This window comes from Rathayibacter oskolensis (assembly GCF_900177245.1).
Classification (GTDB): domain Bacteria; phylum Actinomycetota; class Actinomycetes; order Actinomycetales; family Microbacteriaceae; genus Rathayibacter; species Rathayibacter oskolensis.
The window spans coordinates 99,563-124,004 of the sequence record NZ_FXBM01000003.1; the positions used below are offsets into that span (position 1 = coordinate 99,563).

The window sequence follows — 24,442 nt, forward strand, 5'->3', positions numbered from 1 at the left end:
CCCCTACTTCGCGACGGTCCTCCCTCCGGACGTCTTCGAGGCGGTCGTGAATCCCGGCTTGGTGCCGGTGACCGTCACCGTGAGCACCTTGCCGGCGTCCGCCGAGACCGGCTTGTACGTCGCTGCCGTCGCTCCCGAGACGGCGACTCCGCCGCGCTTCCACTGGTAGGTGTAGCTGACGGTGCCCGGACCCCAGGTCCCCGGGACAGCGGTCAGGGTCTGCCCCACCTTCGCCGTGCCGGTGATCGTCGGCGTCGCGACCGTCAGCGTTCCGGCGGCCACGGTCGACGTCGTCGCGCTCGTCTTCGTGGCGGGCGAGTAGCCGGGCTTCGTCCCCGTCACCGAGACGGTGAGGGTGGCGCCGAGATCGCGATCAGTCAGCACGTAGGTCGCCTTGGTGGCTCCGTTGATGTAGACGCCGCCGTTCCGCTTCCACTGGTAGCTCAGAGTGACCCCGGTGTCCCAGGTGCCCGGCACCGCGGTCAGAGTCTGGCCGACCGTCCGAGTGCCGGTGATCGTCGGGGTGGGCATCAGCGTCTGGAGGGCGGGCGCGATCGTCATCGCCGTGCTGACCCGTGTGACACTCGTCGACCCGGTCTTCGATCCGGTGACGGAGACGGTGATCTGCGCGTTCACGTCGGCGGCGACGAGCCGGTAGGTGGAGCCCGTCGCTCCGCTGATCGCGGTCCCTCCGCGCCGCCACTGGTAGGCGAGCGCGACGGGAGCGGGCGACCACGTCCCCGCGACCGCCGTCAGAGTCTGCCCGACGGTCGCCGTGCCCGTGATCGTGGGAACAGGCCCGGTGATCGCGGTCGATCCCGCCGTGACGACCGCGGTGGCGGCGCTCGTCCTGGTGGCCGGAGAGTAGCCCGGCTTGGTCCCCGTCACCGAGACGGTGACGGTCGCGCCGACGTCGGCCGAGGTGAGCACGTAGGTCGAGGAGGTCGCGCCGCTGATGGACACGCCGTTGCTCCTCTTCCACTGGTAGGTCAGAGACACTCCGGAGTCCCAGGTGCCGGCTCTCGCGGTCAGGGTCGAGCCGACGCTCGTGGCACCCGAGATCGTGGGGGTGGGCGTCAGCGTGAGGGGGCCCGCGGCGACGGTGACGGCGGCGCTCGACTTCGACACCGCCGTGAACCCGGTCTTCGTGCCGGTGACCGTCACGGTGATCGCCGCGCCGGAGTCGGCGGCGACCGGCGAGTAGGTCGACGCGGTCGCGCCGGTGATCGCCGCTCCTCCTCGCCGCCACTGGTAGGCGAGAGCCACCGGTGCCGGCGACCAGCTGCCGGGAACCGCCGTGAGCGTTCCTCCGACCACGGCCGAGCCGGTGACGGTGGGAGTCGGGCCGGTGATCGCCGTCGCGTTCGTCACCGTGGCCGTCGAGGCGCTGCTCTTCGTCGCGGGATAGTAGCCCGGCTTGGTGCCGGTCACCGAGACCGAGACCGTCGTTCCGAGGTCGGAGGCCGTGAGGGTGTAGCTCGGTCCCGTGGCCCCGGCGATGTAGGCGCCGCCCTTCCGCTTCCACTGGTAGGCGAGGGTGACCCCCGGATCCCAGGTCCCCGCGTTCGCGGTCAGGGTCTGGCCGACCACCGCCGATCCCGACACGACCGGCGTCGGCATCGAGGTCTGCAGACCCGGGACGCTGTAGCCGTAGAGCTCGACGATGTGCGGGCTTCCGGCTGCCCCGTCGACAATGGTGAGCTGCGCCGAGTCGTAGTCGTCCACCGTGGGGGCGTACTGGATCGGCACGGTGCAGCTCGCGGCGACGGCCAGCGTCGTGCCGCACGATGTCGTGCCGCGGACGAAGGCTGCGGCGTCGGGGCCCGTCGTCGCGATCGAGGTCAGCGGGAGCGGAGCGTTGCCGGTGTTCCGGAGGGTGACGACCTGCGCGGCGGAGCGGGTCCCGACCGTCGTCGTCGGGAAGTCGAGCTGAGAGGGTGTGACCTGCAGCGCCGGCGAGGGCGCCGTCGACACGGTCACGGTGGCACCCTCGGCGGTCACCGCTCCGACACGCAGAAGCACGCCGTCCGGGCTCCGCCACGACTCGCCGGCGCTCAGGGAGGACTCGTACGCGGAGTTCCCGTCCGAGGTCAGCGGATCGATGAGACTGGCGCCGGTGTCGGGGCTCCCCGAATCGGGGCCGGACACGTGGATCAGAACGCCGTCCGTGGCCTCGACCGGAAGCCCGGAGTCGAAGTCGACAGGCTGGCGGTACTCGACCCAGTACGACGTCCCGTTCTCCCGGCGCATCACCGCAGCGTGCGTGCCCATCCCGTCATCGGCCATCGGGACGAGAGTCGCGGAGCCGCCGGACGAGAGGTCGACCGTTCGCCCGTCCAGCCATCCGAGGAGGCTCTTCTGCGAGGCGTTGAAGTGACCGACGTAGTTCGAGTTGCCCATCGCGTCGTAGGGGTCGCCGTAGTCGCTCAGGTAGCAGTCGCCCGAGAGGCCGCCCTGGTCGCAGATGTAGGAGTGGCTGTGCCACAGGCCGTAGTTGTGGCCCTGTTCGTGGACCGAGACCCGCCGATTCATGTAGCCGTTCAACCATGTCCCGGTCGCACCCACGTATCCCCACCCTGCGTAACCGGCGGCGTCGCCGCCGCAGTTCGGGAAGTAGACGACGACGTTGTCGTACGCCGCCGGATCGAAGCCGACCGCCGCGGCGGCCGCCTGGGCCTGCGACATGATCTGATGACGATCGGCGTAGCAGCCACCGGCCGGCCCGTCGATCTTCAGCCAGGGGGTGACGTCGCCGACCTGACCCAGCGTCGAGTAGGACGCATCGCGGAACCAGGCGTTCCCGTCGCTGTACATCACGGACGCGGCTCTCGCCGGCGTCACCGAATCCGGCTCGGTCCAGTACGCCAGCATCGTCAGCACTCTGGTCGTCCCCGTCGTCGGAACCGACGCGACTCCGGCGACGCCCCGAGTCTGCGGTGCGGCGATCGCGTCTCCGAGCGCCGAGACCGAGAGCACCTCGAGTCGTGAGTCCACGAGGCGTCCGACGATCCGAGCGACGATGTCGCTGTCCACAGCGAGTCCGGCGAGGTCGTACGTGCGATCGCCGACGATGAGGACCTTCTGGAGGACGTCCTCCTGCGCCGCCGAGGACCGCGCTCCGTCCTCCGCCTCGGGAACGACGTCCACGGCCAGCGTTCTGACCACTCCGGTCAGGGTCACCGTCGTGCCTGCCGCCGAAGCAGCACTCGCGGGCGCGGCAGACAGAAGCGTCGAGAGGAGGGCGAGGAGGGCCGCCCAGGCGGGCAGCACGCGTCGGCGCGCCGCAGAAGTCGTGGTGGTCATGGCGCGTTGCAGCCCTTCCGGCTCTCTGCACCCGGCGAGCTCGGTGCGGTACTCCGTTCGACGCGCAGGAGGGGCGTCGATCACGCAGCAGTTCGGTCCGCTTCTCGCAGTCGGCTCACTCGCGCGGATGCAGTGTGACGCAGTCGCCGAACGCGCGGCGTCCCCACTTTGGGGCTCGCCCACCGGCTCCTCCGCAGCGCGCCGGATCGGAGGCGTCGAGGCGGGTGGCCGAGCCGGTAGTTGCACCTAGATCCGCGGTCACCCGGAACGGGACGAGGGCCCGTCAGGCGCCCGCGACCGTCGAGCCGCGCACCAGCAGCTCCGTCGGCAGGATCGTCGTCCGCGGCACGTCCTCCCCCGCCAGCACGCGCACCAGCACCGAGGCCATCGCCTCGCCGAACCCGTTGACGGGCTGGCGCATCGTGGTGATCGGAGGATCGCCCGCCTGGGCGAACGAGTCGCCGTCGAATCCGGCGAGCGCCACCTCCGTCGGCACCGACAGCCCGCGGGCCCGAAGCACCGTCAGAGCGCCGGCCGCCATCTGGTCGTTCGAGGCGAAGACCGCGTCGATCGGGCGTCCGGAGTCGAGGAGGCGCGCCATCGCGTCGGCCCCGTCGTCGAGGGAGTAGTCGCCGTACTCGACCAGGGTGTCGTCGAGGCCGGCCGCGACGACCGCCGAGCGCCAGCCCGCGAGCCGGTCGACGGCCGCCGGCATGTCCTGCCGGCTCGCGATCATCGCCGGGCGGCGCCTCCCGAGGCCGAGCAGGTGCTCGGTCATCAGCCGCGCCGACGCGACGTTGTCGACGTCGACGACGTAGCCGTCTGCCTCCTCCGCGAGCGGCCGGCCGCCGAACACGATCGGGAGGGAGGAGCCGAGGCGAGCGTAGGAGTGGTCGCCGCTGTGGTGCGAGACCACGAGCGCGCCGTCGACGTTGCCGCCGAGCAGGTAGCGCCGCGTCTTCTCGGGCGTCGCCTCCGAGGCGATGACGATGTTGAGCGTGTACTCGGTGTCGGAGAGACGCAGCGCAGCGCCCTGCACGACGGAGGCGAAGAACGGGTCGGCGAACACCTTCGCGGTCGACTCGGGCACGACGAGCGCGATGGCGCGCGTGCGCCTGCTCGCGAGCGACCGGGCCGCGAGGTTGGGCACGTAGCCGAGCTGCTCGATCGCGCTGCGCACCGCGCGCACGGCCTCGTCCTTGACCCGCGGGGAGTTGTTGACGACGCGACTGACCGTGGCCCGCGAGACTCCCGCGAGCGCGGCGACGGCTTCGAGGGTCGGCGCGGCGGTGTCGTTGCTCATCGGGGCCTTTCGATCGGGTGGATCCGAGGCTAGTGGAGCGGCGCCGAGCGGCCCCTCCGAGCGGCCGGGCGCGGATCGGCGACTCGTCGGGACACGACCGGCTCACCTTCGGCTCCGACGAGCCGGAGACGACCCCCGCGACCCGGACGTTCCCCGGGTCCGGCCGCAGAGCACCTCCGGCTCGCGGAATCGAGTCCGGCTCGCAGAGACCGCCGATCCCGACGAGCCGAACCCGATCCTGCGAGCCGAACGCCCCCGAGGCGGCACCCCCCGGCCGCTGGCCCGGGAGCCCCGCTCAGCCCTTGACGGCGCCGCCCATGATCCCCGCGATGAGCTGACGCCCGGCCAGCACGAACAGCACCAGGAGCGGGATGATCGACAGCACCGCGCCCGTCAGCACGACGGAGTAGTCGACGTAGTAGCCGGACTGCAGCTGCGCGAGGGCCGTCTGCAGCGTCGGATTCGTCGGGCTCAGCACGATCAGCGGCCAGAGGAAGTCCGTCCACGCCATCATGAACGTGAACAGCGCCAGGATCGCCATCGCCGGTCGCGCCGCCGGGACGGCCACGGTGAGGAACGTGCGGAACTGGTTCGCCCCGTCGACCCGCGCCGCCTCGATCAGCTCGTCCGGGATCACGTCGACCAGGTACTGGCGCATGAAGAAGACGCCGAAGGCGGTCACCAGCGTCGGCACGATCACGGCGCCGAGCGTCCCCGTCCAGCCGAGCTGCCGCATCAGGATGAAGAGCGGGATGATGCCGAGCTGCGTCGGGATCGCCATCGTGGCGACGACCGTGATCATCAGCCCGTCGCGACCGCGGAACTTCAGCTTGGCGAAGGCGTAGCCGGCCAGTGTCGAGAACGACACGACCGAGAGAGTGATCACTCCCGAGACGACGATGCTGTTGAGCAGCGCCGTCCAGAACGGGATCGCGGTGAACACCTCGGCGGCGTTGGCGAGGAAGTTGCCGCCGGGGATCAGCGGCAGGGTCTCGCCGCGGGTCGCGTTCGTGCCGCTCGCGACGACGAACGACCACCACAGCGGGTAGGTCGAGCCGAGGATGAACGCGCTCAGCAGGCCGTAGGTGAGGAATCCGGGCCGGTCGACGCGGCCGGCCCCGCGGCGGCGGGCGGCCCGCCGCACGGGGAACACGGCGGTGGTGGCGGGGGCGGTCATCGGTCGCTCGCTTTCTGGCCGAGGCCGGTGGTGCGCAGGAGCGGGTCGGTGGAGGCGATCTCGTCGGCGGTGCGCGCGGCGCGGCGCCGGCTCCGCTTCGAGGCGACGCGGTTCTCGACGGAGGCGATGCGCCGCGAGATCGCGAAGTTGACCAGTCCGATCAGCACGATCAGGAGGAAGAGGAGCCAGGCGACGGCAGCCGCCTCGCCGAAGTTCTGGCGGAAGAACGCCATCTCCCAGAGGTAGAGCACGGTCGTCTGGAACTGCCGGTCCGAGCCGCCGATGCCTCCCGCGTTCGACACGTCGAACAGGCGCGGTTCGGCGAAGATCTGCAGTCCGCCGATGGTGGCCGTGATGATCACGAAGATCAGGGTCGGGCGGATGTTCGGGATGGTGATCGAGACGAAGCGGCGGAAGCTGCCCGCCCCGTCGAGTGCGGCCGACTCGTGCAGATCGCGGGGCACGGCCTGCATCGCGGCGAGGAGGATGAGGGCGTTGTAGCCGGTCCAGCGCCAGTTGACCATCGAGGCGATCGCGATGTGGCTCGCGAGGCGGTCGTTGGTCCAGTCGATCGGGGCGATCCCGACGAGGCCGAGCAGATTGTTCGCCAGGCCCTCCTGGTCGCTGAAGATGCTCGAGAAGATCAGGGCGACGGCGACCGGCGACACCACGTAGGGCAGCAGGACGCTCATCCGCCAGAAGGTGCGGGCGCGCAGCGACTGGTCGAGCGCCGCCGCGAGCAGCAGGGCCACCGCGAGCTGCGGGATGGTCGAGATCAGGAAGATGCTGAGCGTGTTGCCGATCGAGTTCCAGAACATCCGGTCGCCCAGCACCGCCGCGAAGTTGCCGAGGCCGACGAAGTCGCCCTGGCCCTGCAGCAGTTGCCAGTCGTAGAGCGACACGACGAGCGTGTAGACGAGCGGGAAGGCGCCGGTGATCGCGAAGAGCAGGAAGAACGGCGAGATGTAGAGGTAGGGCGAGGCCTTGACGTCGAAGCGGCTCACGCGCTGCCGGAAGGTCAGGGGGAACCGGGGCGCGGGGCGCCTCGCGGTGGGTGGCGTCGCCGTGTCCGGCGGGGTCAGTGTGCTCGTCATGACGATCGCTCTCTTCGAGTCGGGGTGCCGTCGGGGGCCCCGGCGGTGCGGCCGGGGCCCCCGACGCGGAGGGAGTGGGTCAGTCGACGATCTCGTCGAGGAGCTGGAGCGCCTCCGACCAGCCCTTGTCGCCGTCGAGCTCACCGCGGTCGACCTTCTGCAGGACGGGACCGAAGACGTTCTCCTGGATCAGCGAGTCGTCCGGGCCCTTGTACTGGGCGACCACTCCGTCGGCGCGCTCGGCGAGGATCGCCCCGGTGGGAGCGCCGCTGAAGGCGGGATCGGCCTCGGCCGCCGAGGCGAGATCCTCCTGGGCCACGGTCGTGCTGGGGAACGGGCCGGCGACGTCGAACGCGGCGAGCTGCTGCTCCGGCTCACTCAGCCACGAGGCGAGCGCCGCCGCCTCTTCGGGGTGCTCCGACTGCGTGGGGACCGAGAGGAACGAGCCGCCCCAGTTGGCGGGTCCTCCGGGGAAGACGTCGGCGAAGTCCCAGCCGGTCGCCTCCGGGTCGCCGCCGCCGGCCTCGACCTGGCTCTTGACGACGCCGAGCATCCAGCCCGGGCAGACGAAGGTCGCGAAGGTGCCGTCGGTGAACGACTTGCCCTTGTTCCAGTCCCACGCCTTCTGCGCGGCCGAGAGACCCGTGGCGGCGCCGTCGGCGAGCCAGCCCCAGCGCTCCTCGAGCTCGGCGTTGCCGTCGACGTTCAGCTCGCCGTCGGCGGTGTAGTAGCCCTCGGGAAGCTGGTTGACCATGGCGTTCCACACGAATCCGGAGTGGTCGTACCAGGCCTTGCCGGTGGCGTCGTGGTACTGCTTCCCGGCGGCGAAGTAGTCCTCCCAGGTCGCGTCCGCGCCGCCGAGCAGCTCGGCGACCGCCGCGCGATCGGTCGGCAGGCCGGCGGCCTCGAAGGCGGCGGTGCTGTAGCAGAGGCCCTCGGGGCCGATGTCGGTGCCGTAGCCGATGACCCGGCCGTCGGGGTCGGTCGCCTGCTCGTACTTCCAGTCGACCCAGTCGGCCTTGCGGTCCTCGATCCCGTAGTCGCGCAGGTCGACGAACTGGTCGGACACCTCCATGACGGAGCCGAGCCAGCCCTCCTCGATGGCGACGACGTCGGCGAGCCCGGAGCCCGCTGCGAGCTTGGTGAAGGCGTCGGTCCGAGCGTTGCCGCCGGTGTCGATGTTGTTGGGGACGATGGTGATCCCCGGGTTGGCCGCCTCGTACTCGGCGTAGAGGTCGTCGAACCCCATGGTGCCGAACGTGGTGACGGTGAGCTCGATGTCGCCGCCCTCGGCCGCGTCGGAACCCGACGAGCAGCCGGTGACGAGCAGGGCGAGGGCGGAGGCGCTGGCGATCGCCGCGGCGATCCTGGTGCGTCGTGAGGTGGGCACGGTCACTCCTTCGTGATGGGTGTCAGGGCATCTCGTAGAGCGCTCTCACGCGGCTGTGTCGCGTCTGTGAGAGCGCTCTCACGAGGTGTGCTGCGAGCATACGGAGGGGTGTGGCAGAGGTCAAGACATTTGTGAGAGCGCTCTCTCGCGGTCCGTCGATCCACGACGCGGTGACTGCGGGCCGCAGAGCGGGACACACCTCGCCGCCTGCGGGAACCGCAGCGATCCGCAGCCGGGCGCAGCGATCACGCGGCCGCCGTGCGCCTCCCCGGGATCGACTAGAGCGTCCGGGAGACCTGGGCCTCGAACGAGCCCGCCCCGTGCACCGCGAGCTCGGCCAGGGCGGCGGCGACGTCGCCGGCGCTCACCACGTCGAGCAGGTGCCGGTGCCGGGCGACGTGCTCGTCGAGATCCTCGTAGAACCGCTCGCGCGCGATCAGGTTGCGCGACATGCAGAGGAGGATCTGCTGCTGCACCGAGGCGTAGATCGCCTCGAGGCGCGAGTTGCCCGCGATCCGGATCAGCGCCGAATGGAACGCGTACCCCGCCAGGACGAGGTTCCCCCTGTCCTCGAGGGAGGCGGAGCGCTGCATCTCGTCGAGAGCGCGGCGGGCCGGCTCGAGCCGCGACGCGTCCGACACGGGGATGCCCGTCTCGAAGGCGAGGCGCTCGAGGGCCGAGCGGATCGTCAGGATCTCGTGGGCGTCCTGGTCGGTCAGAGTCTTCACGAACGTCCCGCGGCGCGGCAGGCGATCGATGATGCCCTCGTTCTCGAGCAGCCGCAGCGCCTCGCGCAGCGGCGGCCTGCTGATGGCGAGCTCCTCGGTGAGCCGCTCCTCGATCAGGCGGTCGCCCGGCGCGAGGTCGCCCGCCAGGATCTTCGCCCTCACGGCGTCGGCGGCCATCGTCACCAGGCTGGGCGCCTCGAGCCTCGCCATCGCCGACTCCGGGCCACCACGTCGATCACCGACCATGCGCCTGCCTCCTCGATCCGTGCCGTGCGCTCAGTGTAGAACCGCCGGTTGCGTTCGGCGATTGTCTGTTGTAGACAGTATACGAAGCAGCCACGATCCGGCTCCTCGCCCTCCGCACCACCTCAATGACGAGAAGGAGAACAGTGAGCGCATCTCACCAGCTCGGCTTCCTCGGGCTCGGCAACCTCGGCCTCGCGATGGCCCTCCGCCTGATCGACTCCGGATTCGCCGTCGTCGCTCACGATCCCTCCGCCGACCGCGTCGACCGCGTCGAGCGAGCGGGCGCCACGGCCGGATCGGCCCACGACGTCCTCGACTGCCCCACGGTCTGCGTCGCCACTCCCGACGAACGCGCCCTCGAGGCCCTGCTCGACGACGGCACGCTGACGGCCGGCTCCGGCGCTCGGACCGTCCTGCTGCACAGCACCGTCCTCCCGACCGCCGCCCGCTCGCTGGCGGCCCGCCTCGCCGAGTCGGGCATCGCGCTGATCGAGGCGCCCGTCAGCGGCGGGCCCGCGGCGGCCCGCGACGGCCGTCTCGCCCTCTTCCTCGGAGGCGACGACGAGACGATCGCGCACGCCGACACCGTCCTCGCCGCTCTGGGCGACCGCCGCTTCCGGCTCGGCCCGGTGGGCGCGGGCTCGGCCGTGAAGCTCGCCAACCAGCTGACGATGTTCGCGGCCGTGGACGCCCTCCACGAGGGCCTCGCGCTGACCGGCGCCTTCGACGTCGACCCCTCCGCCGCCCTCGAGGCGATCGCGGCCTCGACCGGCGACACCTGGGTCGGCCGCCACTGGGGCTTCTTCGACGACATCGTCGCCGACTACGACAGCAGCGGCAGCTCGGCCGACGGCCGCCCCTGGCGCAAGGACCTCCGCGAGTTCATCGACGCGGCCCACTCCGCGTCTCTGTCCGCGCCGCTCGGCGAGCACCTGCACGCCACCGTCGGGGATCGGATCGAAGCCGACGCCCGAGCACACCTGGAAGGACGCACCCCGTGACCGCCACGACGACACCGACGGCGACGCGACTCGACGTCGGCACGCCCACCGCACCGAGCGGGACCCGCGCCCGCAAGAAGGACCGCGGCCTGGCCGCCTTCGTCTTCCTGGCACCGTGGCTCCTCGGCCTCTTCGGTCTGACCCTCGGCCCAATGCTCTACTCGCTCTACCTCAGCTTCACCGACTACAACCTCCTCGCTCCGGTCGCGAACTGGGTGGGCTTCGACAACTACGTCACGATCTTCACCTCGGACTCGCGGGCGATCACCTCGATGATCGTCACGGCCGCGTACGTCGTGGTCGCGGTGCCGCTGATCCTCGTCGTCTCGATGCTCGTCGCGCTGCTGCTCAACTCGAAGATCGGGTTCCTCACCGGCTACCGGGCGCTGTTCTACCTGCCGTCGCTGCTGGGCGCCTCGGTCGCCGTCGCCGCACTCTGGCGGGTCATCTGGGGTGCCGACGGCATCATCAACCAGGTCCTCGCCGCGTTCGGGATCGAGCACCTCAGCTGGGTCGGCAGCCCCGACACCGCGCTGATGACGATCATCGTCCTCGCGATCTGGGCCTTCGGCTCGACGATGATCATCTTCCTGGCGGGCCTGCGGCAGGTGCCCCTCGAGATGCAGGAGGCGGCCCAGGTCGACGGAGCGGGCAAGGTCCGACGGTTCTTCTCGATCACGCTGCCGATGATGACGCCGATCATCTTCTTCAACAGCCTCATGGTGACCATCAACGCCTTCCAGGCGTTCACCCCGGCCTACGTGATCAGCGGAGGGACCGGCGGCCCCGCCGACTCGACGCTCTTCTACACCCTCTACCTGTACCAGCAGGGCTTCGGACAGCTGAACATGGGCTACGCGTCAGCGCTGGCCTGGGTTCTGGTCGCCATCCTCGGCGTCTTCACCGCGCTGTTCTTCTGGAGCTCGAAGTACTGGGTCCACTACGGAGACAAGTGACGCGACATGACTGCTGAATCCACCCTCGCCCGCCCCGCCGTGCAGCGGCCCCGCCGAGCCGGCATCTACCCGACCCGCCCGGTGAAGAACCGCCTGCTCCGGGTCGTCATCAAGCACGCGGTGCTCGCGTCGCTGCTGTTCGCGATCCTCTACCCCCTGCTCTGGATGATCGCCGCCTCGTTCCGGCCGAGCAACGAGGTCTTCACGACGATCGGCCTCTTCGGCAGCAGCTTCACCCTCGACAACTACGTCTCGGGCTGGAGCGAGGGGCAGGTGAACTTCTCGCAGTACTTCCTGAACTCCACGATCATCACGGTCCTGACGATCGTCGGCACCCTCTTCGCCTGCTCGCTGGCCGCCTACGCGTTCGCCCGGCTCGAGTTCCCGTTCCGGCGGAGCCTGTTCGCGATCATGCTCGCCACGATGCTGCTCCCGACGCACGTCACCCTCGTGCCGCAGTACATCCTGTTCAACAACCTGGGCTGGGTGAACACCTACCTCCCCCTGGTCGTGCCGCACTGGCTCGGAGTCGAGGCCTTCTACATCTTCCTGATGGTGCAGTTCATCCGCGGCCTGCCCCGAGAGCTCGACGAGTCGGCGCGACTGGACGGCTGCGGCCACTTCAGGATCTTCGGGCGGATCATCATGCCGCTCGCGCTCCCGGCCATCGGCACCACGGCGATGTTCACCTTCATCGCCAGCTGGAACAACTTCCTCGGGCCGCTGCTGTACCTCAACCGCGACAGCCTCAAGACGGTTCCGCTGGGCCTCAGCGCCTTCCTCGACTCCACCGGAGCGAGCACCTACGGCCCCCTCTTCGCGATGGCGACGCTCTCACTCGTCCCCATCATCGGCTTCTTCATCGTGTCGCAGCGCCTCCTCATCGAGGGCATCGCGACCACCGGCCTCAAATGACCCTGCACCACCTGCAACGCACCATCGAGAGAATAGGAAACGCAACCCCATGACGCGGAAGAACAGCATCGTCGCTGGCGCCCTCCTGGGTGCCGCGGCACTCGCCCTCACCGCCTGCTCCGGAGGAGGCGGCGGCGCAGCAGCCGGCGCCTCCGGCCAGGACGGACAGGGCGACGTCACCGGAGAGATCGCGATCGCCTGGTGGGGCGGCGACAGCCGCAACCAGAAGACGAACGCCGTCATCGACCTCTTCGAGGCGGCCAACGACGGAGTGACCACCGACCGGCAGGCCGGGGAGTTCGCCGGCTACTTCGACAAGCTCAACGTGCAGGCCTCGAGCCGATCGATGCCCTGCGCCGTCCAGCTCCAGGGCCGCCAGGTCAACGACTACACGAAGAACGACCTGCTGCTCCCCCTCGATCCGATGATCGAGTCGGGCGCCATCTCGGTCGACGACATCCCCGAGGCGGTCCTCGACACGGGGCGCGGCACCGACGGCAACCTCTACTTCCTGCCCTACGGCGCCGCCTACGACGCGATCGGCGTGAACCTGACCCTCGCCGAGCAGGCAGGAGTGGAGCCGCTCCCCGACGGGTACACCTGGGACGACTACACCGAATGGCTGACCGAGGCGTCGGCGACCCTGCCGGAGGGGAGCCGCGCCGTGGACTCCAGCGGAGGCCGGCCGAACTACTTCATCGGCTGGACCCTCGCCAACGGGCTCTCGATGTTCGGCGACGACGGCAAGCTCGGCTTCACCGAGGAGGACCTCACCGAGTACTGGACGATGTGGGAGGAGATGCGCACCAGCGGCGTCACCGAGACCCGCGAGCGCACGGCCGAAGAGCCGACGGCGACCGACCAGGGCTACTTCGCGAACGGCCAGCTGCTCTCGGACACCCTTCCCGGGAACGCGCTGACCCCCGCCTCCGCCACCCTCGCGGGCCGCGGCGACGCGGTCATCACGACGTTCCCCTACCCCAGCGGTGAGGCGGGATCGGGCAACGCGCTCTACCCCTCCGGCTTCGCGATCCCGAAGACCTGCGACAACGTGCCCACCGCGGCCGCGTTCATCGACTTCTTCACGAACGACCCGGAGGCGGGGTCGACCTTCGCCGCCGACAACGGGGCGCCGAGCAACACGGTCGTCCTCGACGCGCTGCTGGCCGACGAGTCGCTGCCGGAGACGAAGAAGCACGAGCTCGAGCTGTTCCAGGAGATCGTCGCGCAGGACCCGACGTCGATCGTCTTCCCGCCCGGCTACCAGGCCACGTTCGAGGCCTCGTTCAAGCGGGCCTACGAGGACGTCTCCTTCGAGCGCAAGACCATCGACGAGGCCGTGCAGACGTTCTTCGACGAGGCGAACGCCTCGCTCGGTCAGTGACGCCCGCACGCTGAGAGGAAGGCTCTGCCATGCCACCCACCACCGGAACCGGCGTCGACGACGCCCCGACCCGCTCGGCCCTCGCGGGTGTGCGGATCCTCGACCTCACCCAGGTGATGTCCGGGCCGTACTGCACGATGGTCCTCGCCGATCTCGGGGCCGATGTCATCAAGATCGAGAACCCCGACAAGGGGGATCAGACCCGGGCCTCCTGGGGCTACTCGGTGATCGGCGACGACAGCAGGGCCTTCCTCTCCCTGAACCGCAACAAGCGCAGCGTCAGCCTCGACCTGAAGAAGAGCGAGGATCTCGCCTCGTTCCTCGCCCTGGTCAGGACGGCCGACGTCGTGATCGAGAACTTCCGGCCGGGCGTCGCCGCCCGGCTCGGGATCGACTACGACTCGGTCCGCGCCGAGAACCCGCGGATCATCTACGCGAGCATCTCGGGCTTCGGCCAGACCGGCCCCTACTCGCAGTACCCCGGCTACGACCTGATCGCCCAGGCGATGACGGGCGTGATGAGCGTCATGGGCGAGGAGGGCGGAGCGCCGATGAAGTCGGCGATCCCCATCGCCGACCTGGGAGCGGGCATGTTCTGCACCATCGGCATCCTCGGCGCGATCATCGCTCGCGGTGACGGCGACGAGGGCCAGTACCTCGAGACGTCGCTGTTCGAGGCGGCCCTGGCGATGTCGGTCTGGGAGTCGACGGAGTACTGGTCCACGGGCGAACCGCCCCGGCCGCTCGGCTCGGCGAACCGCATGTCGGCGCCGTACCAGGCGCTCGCCACCTCGGACGGGCACCTCACCATCGGCGCCAACAACGAGAAGCTCTGGCGGCTGCTGTGCGAGACGCTCGGCGCCGTCGAGCTCCTCGACGACCCGCGGTTCGTCGACAACAACCGGCGGATGGACCACCGGGCCGAGCTCGCCGCCGAGCTCGAGCGGCACCTGGCCGGCGGCACCACCGACGAGTGGGTGGCCCGGCTGCTCGCCCGCGGGGTTCCGGCCGGTCCGATCCGCGACTACCACCAGGTCCTCACGGACGACCCGCACGTGAAGGCGCGCGGGATGGTCACCTCGTTCGAGCACCCGGTGGAGGGCCACACCATGGTGCTCGGCTCTCCGCTGAAGCTCCGCGGCACCCCGGTGCAGGTGCGGACGCCTCCGCCGCTGCTCGGTCAGCACACCGACGAGGTGCTGCGCGAGATCGCGCCCGCGCTCGGATCGCCGGCATGACCGGCGGGACCGGCACAGAGGCGGCCGCCCGCGTGAGCGCCGAGACGAGCGACGGCGTCCTGACCCTGACGCTCGAGCATCCCGGCAAGCGCAACGCGCTGACCTGGCCGATGTACGAGCAGCTCGACGAGCACCTCGCCGCCGCCGGCGACGCCTCGGGGCTCGTCGCCGTGGTCGTGACCGGAGGCGGAGACGACGGCTTCGCGGCGGGGACCGACATCGCCTCGCTGACCGACCTGCGCACCGGAGCCGACGGCGTCGCCTACGAGCGGCGCGTCGGCCGGGTGCTCGAGGCGATCCGCTCGCTGCCCGTGCCGACCCTCGCGGTCGTCCGCGGCCCGGCCGTCGGAGCGGGACTGGCGATCGCGGCGAGCTGCGACCTGATCCTCGCCGAGCGCGGAGCCGTCTTCGGGGCACCGATCGCGCGGACCGTCGGCAACTGCCTCCCGTCGGCTGTGGTCGCCCGCGTCGCGGCGCGGATGGGCTCGGGCCGCGCGACCGCGATGCTGCTCACCGCCTCCCTGCTGCCCGCCGAGGAGCTGGTCGCCGGCGGTTTCGTGTCGGCGCTGGCCGAGCCCGGGGAGCTCGACGCGCTCACCGGCAAGGTGCTCACCGGCCTCCGCCGCTCGGCGCCCCTCACCCTGCGGTCCCTCAAGGAGACGATCCGCCGCATCGAGGACGCCGCCGGCGCCCCCTCCAACGACGACCTGCTCGACCTCTGCTACGGCAGCGACGACTTCGCCGAGGGCGTCCGCGCCTTCCTGGCGAAGGAGCACCCCGACTGGAAAGGACAGTGATGCAGAACACGGAGAGCGACGGGACACCGACGGCGGACACCGCACCGGTCATCGACGCCCATCAGCACTACTGGCGCACGGCCGCCCAGGATCAGCCCTGGCGCCGGGCCCACCACGACGCGATCGCCCGCGACTTCGGGCCCGAGGATCTCGACCCGCTGCTCGAGGCGGCGGGCATCGACGGCACCGTCGTGATGCAGTCCGTCGACGAGCCGGGCGAGAACGACCGGCTCGCCGCCTACGCCGAGCACCCGACCGTGGTCGGGATCGTCAGCTGGCTCCCCGTCCGCGAGCCGGCAGCGGCCCGCGCCGAGCTCGAGCGCCTCGACCTCCCCAAGCACGTCGGCGTCCGCTGCCTCGTCGCCGACGACCCCCTGGACTGGCTCGGCGAGGACGACGTGCGGGCCCTGTTCCGCGACATCGCCGCGCGCGGGCTCGCCTGGGACGTCGTCCCGATCACCGAGGCGCAGATCCGGAACGTGACCGCGCTCGCCGAGGCCGTGCCCGATCTGCGGATCGTCGTCGACCACCTCGGCCGCCCGCCCGTCGACTCCGGCGGCTGGCTCCCGTGGGCCGGCAACATCGCCCGGCTGGCGGGCAACGCCAACGTGAGCGTGAAGGTCTCGGTCGGCATCGACGTGCTCAGCGCCTGGGCGGCCTGGGACATCGACGCGGTGACCCCCTTCATCCGGCACGTGGCGGGCCTGTTCGGGCCCGACCGCCTGATGGCGGCGAGCAACTGGCCCGTCGTCCTGCTGCGCACCGACTACGCGACCGCGTGGAACGACATCCGCGCCGCCCTCACCGCGGAGTTCGCCGACCCGGAGGACCGCCGAGCGGTGCTCGGGGGCACGGCGAGCCGCGTCTACCGACTCGAGCGCTTCGCACCGGCCGCCGCCGGCGCGTCGCGCTGACCCACCACCCGTCGGGCACGAGCCCGCCGGGCACGACACCGGCCGACCGGCCGGGACTGAGGAAGAGAAGGAACATGACCATCACGACCAGCCCGTCAGAGATGCACGCGAAGGCCGAGCCCTCCGACCTCGCGAGCCTCTACAAGCACCTGCGCGTCTGCGACGTGGTCGACGCCATGGACGGCATCGGCTACTTCAACATCGGCCTCATGGACAAGGAGGTGCGCCCGCTGTGGCTCGGGATGCGCTTCTGGGGCGAGGCCGCCACCATCCGCTGCGTGCCGTCGAACCGGCCGATGTGGAAGCTCGACACCACCGAGGACATCGTCGCGGCGCACGGCCGGTGGTTCAGCGAGATCGCGCACCCCAAGCTCCCCGCCGACCTGCCCCCGGGGCACGTCATCGTGATGGACGCCGGCGGCGGACCCGAGGTCGGCTTCTGGGGCTCCGAGAACGCGATGGCGGTCGTCCGCGCCGGAGCGGTCGGGATCATCACCGACGGCTACTGCCGTGACACCGCGGAGGTGGCCGCTCAGAAGAGCCCCGTCGTCGCCCGGTACCGGGGACGCACGATCATCCCCGGCCGCATCATGACCGTCGAGACGCAGACGACCATCGCCTGCGGCGGTGTGCAGGTCAACCCGGGCGACATCGTCGGAGCCGACGACGACGGCGTGGTCGTGGTGCCCCGCCACATCGCCGAGGAGGTCGCCGTGCACGCCCGCGCGATCCTCCTGGCCGACATGAACGCCCGCAAGCAGCACTACGCGGGGCTCGGCATGCAGCCGGACAGCTCCGTCGACATCGACGCGATCCTCGCCTACTACGCCGAGGTGTGATCACCGCACCGCCCGCGCCCGGCCCGGGCGCGGGCGGTCGGCCTCACCCACCCTCTTCAAGGAGCACAGCACCGTGGACCACCGATCAGAGATCGAGCACCTCCTCCCCCTCGACCCGCGCGCCGCTCTCGTGGGCCGGGTGCAACTGCCCGGCGAACGCGGGGCGCACGTCGTCGCGCGCCGCGACGACCGGCTCGTCGACCTCACCACCGTGACGCCGACCGTCGCCGACCTCCTGGAGCGGCCGGACCTGCTCGAGATCGTGCGCACCGCGGAGGCTCCGCTCTCGTGGTCCGTCGACGACGTCGTCGAGAGCACCCTCGCCGGAGGGACCGGCCCCCGTCTCGTCTCCCCCGTCGACCTCCAGGTCATCAAGGCGGCCGGGGTCACCTTCGCCCGCAGCATGATCGAGCGGGTCATCGAGGAGAAGGCCGGAGGCGACGCGAGCCGCGCGGTCGAGATCCGCGCCCGGGTGCAGGAGGCGATCGGCGGGACCATCGGCGCGATCCGCCCCGGCAGCCCCGAGGCGGAGGACGCGAAGCGGATCCTGATCGAGGAGGGACTCTGGTCGCAGTACCTCGAGGTCGGCATCGGCCCCGACCCCGAGATCTTCTCGAAGGCCCCCGTCCTCTCCTCCGTCGGCACCGGAGCCGAGATCGGCGTCCTGTCGCGCTCCACCTGGAACAACCCCGAGCCCGAGGTCGCCCTGCTGGTGACCCGCGACGGTCGGTCCGTCGGCGCGACGCTCGGCAACGACGTGAACCTGCGCGACTTCGAGGGGCGCAGCGCGCTGCTGCTCGGCGAGGCGAAGGACAACAACGGCTCGTGCTCTCTGGGCCCGATGATCCGCCTCTTCGACGACACGTTCTCGCAGAGCGACGCCGCCCGCCTCGAAGTGGGCCTGCGCATCACCGGAGCCGACGGCTTCGAGCTCGTCGACGGCAGCTCGATGAGAGAGATGAGCCGGACCCTCGACGAGCTCGTGCGCCACACGGTCGGCGACCACCACCAGTACCCCGACGGCTTCGTCCTGTTCACCGGCACGCTCTTCGCGCCCACGCAGGACAGGGACAGCCCCGGTCTCGGCTTCACCCATCACGACGGCGACGTCGTGCGCATCTCGGCGCCCGAGCTGGGCACCCTCGTCAACCGCGTCACCAGCTCGGAGGCGTGCCCGCCCTGGACCTTCGGCATCCGCGCCTTCTACACCGACCTCGCCGAGCGGGGACTGCTGCCCTCGCGCCAGGGGGTCGCGGCGTGACCGGCCCGGCGATCGTCGTCACCGACCACGCGTTCGGCGGCACCGTCCACGAGGAGGCGCTCGCCCGCGCGACGGGGCGCGAGCTCCGGGTGCTCCAGTGCGTCGAGGAGGAGGAGACGGTGCGGGCCGTCGGCGGCGCCGATCTCGTGTTCGTCAACTTCGCCCCGGTCTCGCGTGCCGTGCTCGAGGCGCTCGCCCCCGGCGCCACCGTCATCAGGTACGGCATCGGCTACGACAACGTCGACATCGAAGCGGCGCGGTCGCTCGGCGTGCGCGTCGCGAACGTGCCCGACTACGGCGTCGACACGGTCGCCGACCACACCGTGGCGTGCCTCCTGGCCCTGCTGCGCCGCACCGGCCCGTTCACGGCAGCGGTGCGCGAGCGGGGCTGGCTGACCGCCTCGGCGCTCGGCCCGATCCGCGGGTTCGCCGAGACCACGGTCGGCCTCATCGGCACGGGGCGGATCGGCCGAGCGGTCGCGGCGCGTCTGCGGCCGTTCCACTTCGAGGTGATCGCCTACGACCCCTTCGTCTCCCCCTCCCAGCTCGCGGACGAGGGAGTCGAGCAGGTCGAGCTGTCGCAGCTGCTCGCGCGGGCCCACGCCGTCTCGCTGCACGCGCCGCTCACCGCGCAGAACAGGCACCTCATCGGGGAGTCGACCCTGGAGGCCCTCCGCTCCGACGCCGTCCTGGTGAACACCTCACGGGGCGGCCTCGTCGACGAGGAGGCGCTCGCCCGAGCTCTCGGCAGCGGGCGGCTCGCAGGAGCGGCACTCGACGTCTTCGACCCGGAGCCGCTGCGCGAGGACTCGCCGCTGCGGGGTCTCGAGAACGTGATCCTCACGCCGCACGCCGCGTTCTACTCCGTCAGCTCGCTCGACGCCCTGCAGCGCCTCGCGGCCGAGGAGGGAGCGCGCGCTCTCGCGGGCCAGCCGCTCCGCTGCCCCGTCGCCTGAGCACCACCGCACCCGACCTCCGAGACGAGAAGGACCACCAGCATGCCCGCCAGCTACCGCAACCTCATCGACGGCCGATGGGGAGCCCCCGGCGACGCCGTCCCCGACGTGAACCCGTCCGACCTCGACGACGTCGTCGGCGTCGCCCCCTCCTCGGGCGCGGCCACGACCGAGGAGGCGATCGCGGCCGCGGCCGCCGCCGCTCCCGGCTGGGGCGACAGCACCCCGGAGGCGCGCGCGAACGTCCTCGACGGTGCCGCGCAGGCCGTGCGGGCGCGGCAGGACGAGCTCGGCACGCTGCTCGCCCGCGAGGAGGGAAAGCCGATCGCCGAGGCGACCGCCGAGGTCGGCCGCGCCGCGCACCTCCTGCGCTTCTTCGCCGGCGAGTCCCTCCGCATCGGCGGCGAGGTCGTCCCCTCGGTCCGCCCCGGGATGACCGTCGAGATGACGCGCGAGCCGGTCGGGGTCGTCGGGGTGATCACCCCCTGGAACTTCCCGATCGCCATCCCGACGTGGAAGATCGCTCCCGCGCTCGCCTGGGGGAACACCGTGGTGCTGAAGCCCGCCGAGAACACCCCGGGCATCGCCTCCGCTCTCGTCGAGATCCTGCACGAGGCGGGGCTGCCCGCCGGCGTCCTCAACCTCGTCTACGGCCGCGGATCGGTGGTCGGCCGGGCGCTCGTCGACTCGCCCGACGTCGACGCGATCACCTTCACGGGGAGCGTCGCCGTGGGGCGCGGCGTCATCGCCTCCGCGGCGGCGAACGGCAAGCGGGTGCAGGCCGAGATGGGCGGCAAGAACCCGATGGTGGTGCTCGACGACGCCGACCTCGAGCTCGCGGTCGAGGCGTGCGCGAACGGCGCCTACTTCTCGACCGGTCAGCGCTGCACCGCGTCGTCGCGGCTCATCGTGACGGAGGGGATCCACGATCTCTTCGTCGAGCGGCTGACGGCGCGGATGCGCGGCATGCGGGTCGGCCACGCCCTCGAGACCGAGACGGTGGTCGGGCCGGTCGTCGACGAGGCGCAGCTCGCGCAGGACCTCCGCTACCTCTCGATCGCCGCGGAGGAGGGCGGCACCGTGATCGGCGGCGAGCTGGTCGAGCGCCCCACCCGCGGCCACTTCCTCGCTCCCGCACTCGTCGTCGGCACGACGAACGAGATGACGGTCAACCGCGAGGAGGTCTTCGGCCCGGTCGCGTCCGTCCTCCGGGTGCGCGACTACGACGAGGCGCTCGCCGTCGCGAACGCGACCGAGTTCGGCCTCTCGGCGGGCATCTGCACCCGCTCGCTCGCGGCGGCGAAGCACTTCTCGCGCCGCGCCCAGGCGGGAATGGTGATGGTGAACGCACCCACCGCCGGTGTCGACTACCACGTGCCGTTCGGCGGGTCGAAGGGATCGAGCTATGGCCCGAAGGAGCAGGGCAGCTACGCCCGCGAGTTCTTCTCGTCGGTCAAGACGACGTACGTGAACCCCGGCCCGATGTGACGAGGCTGCTCCGGCAGCCGGCCCCACGACGCAGAGGGTGCGGTACTCGAGACCGAGTACCGCACCCTCCGGGGTGTCGCGCCGGTCGTCAGCCGATCAGCACCGCGAAGCCCTCGGCGGGCAGCGTGACGGAGGCGCCCGACACCGCGGCCGACTCGCTCACCAGCACGCCGTCGGACGAGTAGACGCGCACCGTCCCGGCGCCGCCCAGCGTCGTGGTCTGCTGCGACGCGGTCGAGTTGCGCACCAGCTCCGTGCGCCCGCCGTCGCCTCCGATCACGAGGCGCGAGACGGCGGGACGCACTAGCAGGGCGTCGAGCTTCGTCTCGCCGCTCAGCGCCCGCACCTCGACGGTGGTCGCGCCGGCGGGCACGGTCCGGCGCAGCTTCTGCGGCAGCAGGGCGCCCGAGGCGTCCGTGATCCCCTGCTCGCCGACCGTGCTCTTCAGCAGGTCGAGCGGTCGGCGACCCGTGTTCCACAGGCTGAGCGGAGTGGTCTCCGTCCCCTTCTCGACCCGCCAGGTCACGGCCTCGACGGCACGCTCCTGCGCGGAGGAGCCGATCTCGATCGTCGCCGAGCGGCGCCAGTTCGAGAGCGACAGGTACGAGCCGCTCCAGCCGGACTCGCCGGTCCAGGCCGACTCCGGAGTCACGACCGTGCCTCCCCGAGCGGTCTCGGCCTCGACCAGCTGGAGACCGTCGCGGCTCTGCTGGGTCGCGACGGACTGCGCGCGCTCGGCCAGCTCGGGCCGCTCGTCGAGCGCGATCATCGCGAGCAGACCGTGGATGGTGCTCTCGGCGCCGCTGTTGCGATTGACGCTGCCGTCGGCCTGCACGCCGTCGAAGGTGACCCCGGTCGCGGAGTCGTAGACCGGAGCGCCACTGCCGTTCAGCCCGAAGAACCAGGCGCCCTGGATCCCCGCGAGATCGGTGTAGGCGCTCGACCCGGTGGCGTCGGCGAGGGCGAGCGAGTTCTGCAGGCGCGAGTCGGCACCGTAGGCGATCTGCACGCGGTCGGTCGGAGTCGGGTTCCAGCCGTTGTCGGGACCACCGGCGGTCAGCAGCTCGGGCGCGAAGCGCGAGGCGTCGACGACGGCGGGCTCGAGCAGGGAGGCGTCACCGAGGGCCTGCGAGGACTCGGCGAGACCGGCGGCCATCTGCGACGACCACGAGTGCCAGAGCGAGCGCGACTTCGCCCACGGCAGGATCGCGCCGTACGGCCACGAGGTGGTGTCCGCCTCCGTCGTGGTGCGCGCGAGCGCGGCGACGCCCTCGGCGAGCTTGGCGGTGCTGTCGCGCACGGCGGCGTCGTCGGGGGCGGCCCCGACGTACGCCGAGAGGCCGAGGAGCGCCTCCGCGGTGGCGTCGGCGCCGTCGACGATGAGCCAGGCGGGGACGTCGACACCGTCGGCGACGGAGTACTCGCCGTAACGGGTCAGGACCTCGCGGTCGACGGCGGAGACGCTGAGCTGGAGGCGCTCCTGCAGGAAGGCGGCGAACTCGGGGTCGTCGTCGCGGAACGCCGCGTAGCCCTCGCCGAACGCCCAGAGGCTCCTGGCGAGCCAGTAGCTGTCCTCGGAGTCGCTCGGATCGGGCAGCTCGACCGGCTCGGCGCTCGGGTTGAGGTCGCCGTCGGGCTGCATCCACAGCACCACGTTCCCGGCGTCCTCGCCGTCGGTGGTCTGGAAGTAGGCGAGGGCGCGCAGGGTCTCGTAGGCGCGGTCGCGGCTCGCCGTCGAGCCGGTCTGCTGCCAGTGGCGGAGGTAGACGACGGCGGCGCGCGAGATGTCGTCGGTGTTGTAGGCGCCCTGCGCCCAGTCTCCGGTCGCAGGGTCGAGCGCTCCGCCCCCGACGCGCTCGAACGTGCCGCCGTCGCGGGCGTCCGCGTAGGTCCACGGCATCACCAGCTCGGGCTCCTCGGCGAGGCGGTAGGTGGTGTGACCCGGCTGGGGCTCGGGAGTCGCGGTGTCGAGGAGGAAGTCGAGGTGCGCGGTGTTGGCCAGCGGGGTCGCGGCCTGCGCGGGAGTCGCGCCGAGGGCGAGGCCCCCGGCGATCAGGGCGGTCGCGGCCAGGGCGGCCGCCGATCGTGTTCTCAGGTTCGTCATTGAACTCTCCGGTCGTGGGTGGTGGTCGGGGTGGGTGGTCGAGGGACCGCGGCTGGTCGAGCGGTCGCGGCTGTGGTCGGGGTGCGACCCGGGGGACCGCGAGAGTCCAGGAGTTGTCGCGTTCGGTGTCGACTGCGACAACTCTTGGACAGTCGGGAGAGGCGAGAGCGACCCGGGGGACCGCGAGAGTCCAAGAGTTGTCGCGTTCGGTGTCGACTGCGACAACTCTTGGACTCTCGCCGCCTGCAGTACGGCCACGAGGTCAGCGAGCGGTCAGTCCGCCGTGCGCAGCAGGCGGGCGACGCCGATCTTCGAGTCGGCCATGCCGTAGAAGACGAAGTGCACGCCGTCGATCTCCTCGATGGCCGTCGGGAAGACGACGTTCGGGACGATGCCGCCCCGCTCGTCCTCGGTCTCGGGCGCGAGCAGCGGCTCGGTGCTGCGGGCGATGACCTTCGAGGGGTCGTCGCCGTCGAGGATCATCGCGCCGGCCGCGTAGTTCACGTTCTTCTGCTGTGCGAACGCGTTGTCGATGACTCCGGTGACCCCGTGATGGATGACGAGCCATCCCTCCGGGACCCTCAGCGGAGCCGGGCCTCCCCCGATCTTCAGCTCCTCGAAGGGGAACTCGGGCCCGGCGAGGAAGCGGTGCCTCGTCCACCGGGTCAGGTTCGCGAGGTCGCGATCGACCTCGGCGACCGGCACGTAGCTGATCCACATGCTCTGCCGCGGGTCGTCGACCCCCGCCGGGAGGCGGATGCCCTGGCCGGGCGCCGTCTCGCTGAGATCCCACATCGGCCGGTGCAGCACCGCGAAGCAGCGCGTCCCGTCGGGTGCGGTGACGATCTCGGGGAAGAACACCGTGTCCTTGTTGTGGAACAGTCCGAGATCGATGTCGAGTGCGTCGTCGTAGGCGAAGGTGACCGGTCCGAGCCTGCGCCAGTCGCGCAGATCCTCCGACACCGCCATCGCGGTGCGCGGGCCGAGCGGGCCGTAGGCGACGTAGGTCATCACGTGCAGCCCGAGCGCCTCGATGAAGGTGACGCGCGGGTCCTCGACTCCCGAGTGCCCGGCGCCGCGCTCGAAACCGCGGTCGGGCGCCAGCACGACGCCCTCGCGCTCGACGCCGACGGGCACGCCGTCCTCGATCAGCACCCGGGCGAGGCCGACCCGCGAGACGTTGCCGGCGGCGACCATCCGGGGCAGGAGGTACAGCTCGCCGTCGGGACCGCGGCCGCTGCCCGGGTTGAGCACCCCCTCGACCTCGAGCGCGTCGCCGAGGAGGGGTTCCATCACGATCCCCGCTCGCTCGAGACGGTAGGGGACGGTGGTGAGGGTCGTTTCCATG

General features: G+C 71.2%; 19 protein-coding genes. 11 read left to right on the top strand and 8 right to left on the bottom strand.

Annotated features, from left to right (window positions below):
* Window positions 1-3: 3 nt before the first annotated feature.
* The 6 genes from B9Y99_RS15555 to B9Y99_RS15580 all read right to left on the bottom strand — a co-directional run bounded on the left by B9Y99_RS15555 (window position 4) and on the right by B9Y99_RS15580 (window position 9,241).
* Window positions 4-3,303, bottom strand: coding sequence for a choice-of-anchor D domain-containing protein (locus B9Y99_RS15555; protein ID WP_085477549.1), 3,300 nt, complete (start codon window positions 3,301-3,303; stop codon window positions 4-6).
* Window positions 3,304-3,586: 283 nt separating this feature from the next.
* Window positions 3,587-4,606: a LacI family DNA-binding transcriptional regulator gene (locus B9Y99_RS15560; protein ID WP_085477550.1), complete on the bottom strand. Its 1,020-nt coding sequence runs from the start codon at window positions 4,604-4,606 to the stop codon at window positions 3,587-3,589.
* A 295-nt stretch (window positions 4,607-4,901) separates the two neighbouring features.
* Window positions 4,902-5,783, bottom strand: a complete 882-nt coding sequence (locus tag B9Y99_RS15565) for a carbohydrate ABC transporter permease (protein WP_085477551.1) — start codon at window positions 5,781-5,783, stop codon at window positions 4,902-4,904.
* Window positions 5,780-6,877, bottom strand: a complete 1,098-nt coding sequence (locus B9Y99_RS15570) for a carbohydrate ABC transporter permease (protein ID WP_085477552.1) — start codon at window positions 6,875-6,877, stop codon at window positions 5,780-5,782. The genes B9Y99_RS15565 and B9Y99_RS15570 overlap by 4 nt, the downstream gene beginning before the upstream one ends.
* A 79-nt stretch (window positions 6,878-6,956) precedes the next feature.
* Window positions 6,957-8,267 carry an ABC transporter substrate-binding protein gene (locus tag B9Y99_RS15575; protein ID WP_085477855.1) on the bottom strand — a complete coding sequence of 437 codons (1,311 nt, stop codon included), beginning with the start codon at window positions 8,265-8,267 and terminating at the stop codon, window positions 6,957-6,959.
* 278 nt (window positions 8,268-8,545) lie between these two features.
* A complete protein-coding gene (locus B9Y99_RS15580) occupies window positions 8,546-9,241 on the bottom strand; it encodes a GntR family transcriptional regulator (RefSeq protein WP_208856993.1) in 696 nt (231 codons plus the stop codon).
* A 143-nt stretch (window positions 9,242-9,384) separates the two neighbouring features.
* Here B9Y99_RS15580 and B9Y99_RS15585 point away from each other — a divergent pair, with 143 nt between their 5' ends.
* From B9Y99_RS15585 to B9Y99_RS15635, 11 genes are all read left to right on the top strand, one after another.
* Window positions 9,385-10,242 carry an NAD(P)-dependent oxidoreductase gene (locus B9Y99_RS15585; RefSeq protein WP_165759649.1) on the top strand — a complete coding sequence of 286 codons (858 nt, stop codon included), beginning with the start codon at window positions 9,385-9,387 and terminating at the stop codon, window positions 10,240-10,242.
* Window positions 10,239-11,198 (top strand): carbohydrate ABC transporter permease, encoded by a 960-nt coding sequence (locus B9Y99_RS15590; RefSeq protein WP_244274994.1) that lies wholly within the window; start codon window positions 10,239-10,241, stop codon window positions 11,196-11,198. Before B9Y99_RS15585 ends, B9Y99_RS15590 begins: the two co-directional genes overlap by 4 nt.
* A 6-nt stretch (window positions 11,199-11,204) precedes the next feature.
* Window positions 11,205-12,113: a carbohydrate ABC transporter permease gene (locus B9Y99_RS15595; protein ID WP_085477555.1), complete on the top strand. Its 909-nt coding sequence runs from the start codon at window positions 11,205-11,207 to the stop codon at window positions 12,111-12,113.
* Window positions 12,114-12,162: 49 nt separating this feature from the next.
* A complete protein-coding gene (locus B9Y99_RS15600; RefSeq protein WP_085477556.1) occupies window positions 12,163-13,497 on the top strand; it encodes an ABC transporter substrate-binding protein in 1,335 nt (444 codons plus the stop codon).
* 29 nt (window positions 13,498-13,526) lie between these two features.
* Window positions 13,527-14,735, top strand: a complete 1,209-nt coding sequence (locus B9Y99_RS15605) for a CaiB/BaiF CoA transferase family protein (RefSeq protein WP_085477557.1) — start codon at window positions 13,527-13,529, stop codon at window positions 14,733-14,735.
* Entirely contained in the window at window positions 14,732-15,532 is an 801-nt protein-coding gene (locus tag B9Y99_RS15610) for an enoyl-CoA hydratase (protein ID WP_085477558.1), read from the top strand. Before B9Y99_RS15605 ends, B9Y99_RS15610 begins: the two co-directional genes overlap by 4 nt.
* Window positions 15,532-16,446: an amidohydrolase family protein gene (locus tag B9Y99_RS15615; protein WP_129588077.1), complete on the top strand. Its 915-nt coding sequence runs from the start codon at window positions 15,532-15,534 to the stop codon at window positions 16,444-16,446. Before B9Y99_RS15610 ends, B9Y99_RS15615 begins: the two co-directional genes overlap by 1 nt.
* 74 nt (window positions 16,447-16,520) lie before the next feature.
* Window positions 16,521-17,285 (top strand): RraA family protein, encoded by a 765-nt coding sequence (locus B9Y99_RS15620; RefSeq protein WP_085477560.1) that lies wholly within the window; start codon window positions 16,521-16,523, stop codon window positions 17,283-17,285.
* 73 nt (window positions 17,286-17,358) lie between these two features.
* On the top strand, window positions 17,359-18,546 hold the full coding sequence (locus B9Y99_RS15625) for a fumarylacetoacetate hydrolase family protein (RefSeq protein WP_085477561.1): 1,188 nt from the start codon (window positions 17,359-17,361) through the stop codon (window positions 18,544-18,546).
* Entirely contained in the window at window positions 18,543-19,502 is a 960-nt protein-coding gene (locus tag B9Y99_RS15630) for a C-terminal binding protein (RefSeq protein WP_208856994.1), read from the top strand. The genes B9Y99_RS15625 and B9Y99_RS15630 overlap by 4 nt, the downstream gene beginning before the upstream one ends.
* A 42-nt stretch (window positions 19,503-19,544) precedes the next feature.
* Entirely contained in the window at window positions 19,545-20,990 is a 1,446-nt protein-coding gene (locus B9Y99_RS15635) for an aldehyde dehydrogenase family protein (protein WP_085477562.1), read from the top strand.
* An 88-nt stretch (window positions 20,991-21,078) separates the two neighbouring features.
* On the opposite strand, the gene B9Y99_RS15640 is transcribed toward B9Y99_RS15635, so the two are convergent.
* Entirely contained in the window at window positions 21,079-23,094 is a 2,016-nt protein-coding gene (locus B9Y99_RS15640; protein ID WP_085477563.1) for a hypothetical protein, read from the bottom strand.
* 273 nt (window positions 23,095-23,367) lie between these two features.
* Window positions 23,368-24,441, bottom strand: coding sequence for a glycoside hydrolase family 130 protein (locus B9Y99_RS15645; RefSeq protein WP_425298489.1), 1,074 nt, complete (start codon window positions 24,439-24,441; stop codon window positions 23,368-23,370).
* Window position 24,442: the final 1 nt, after the last annotated feature.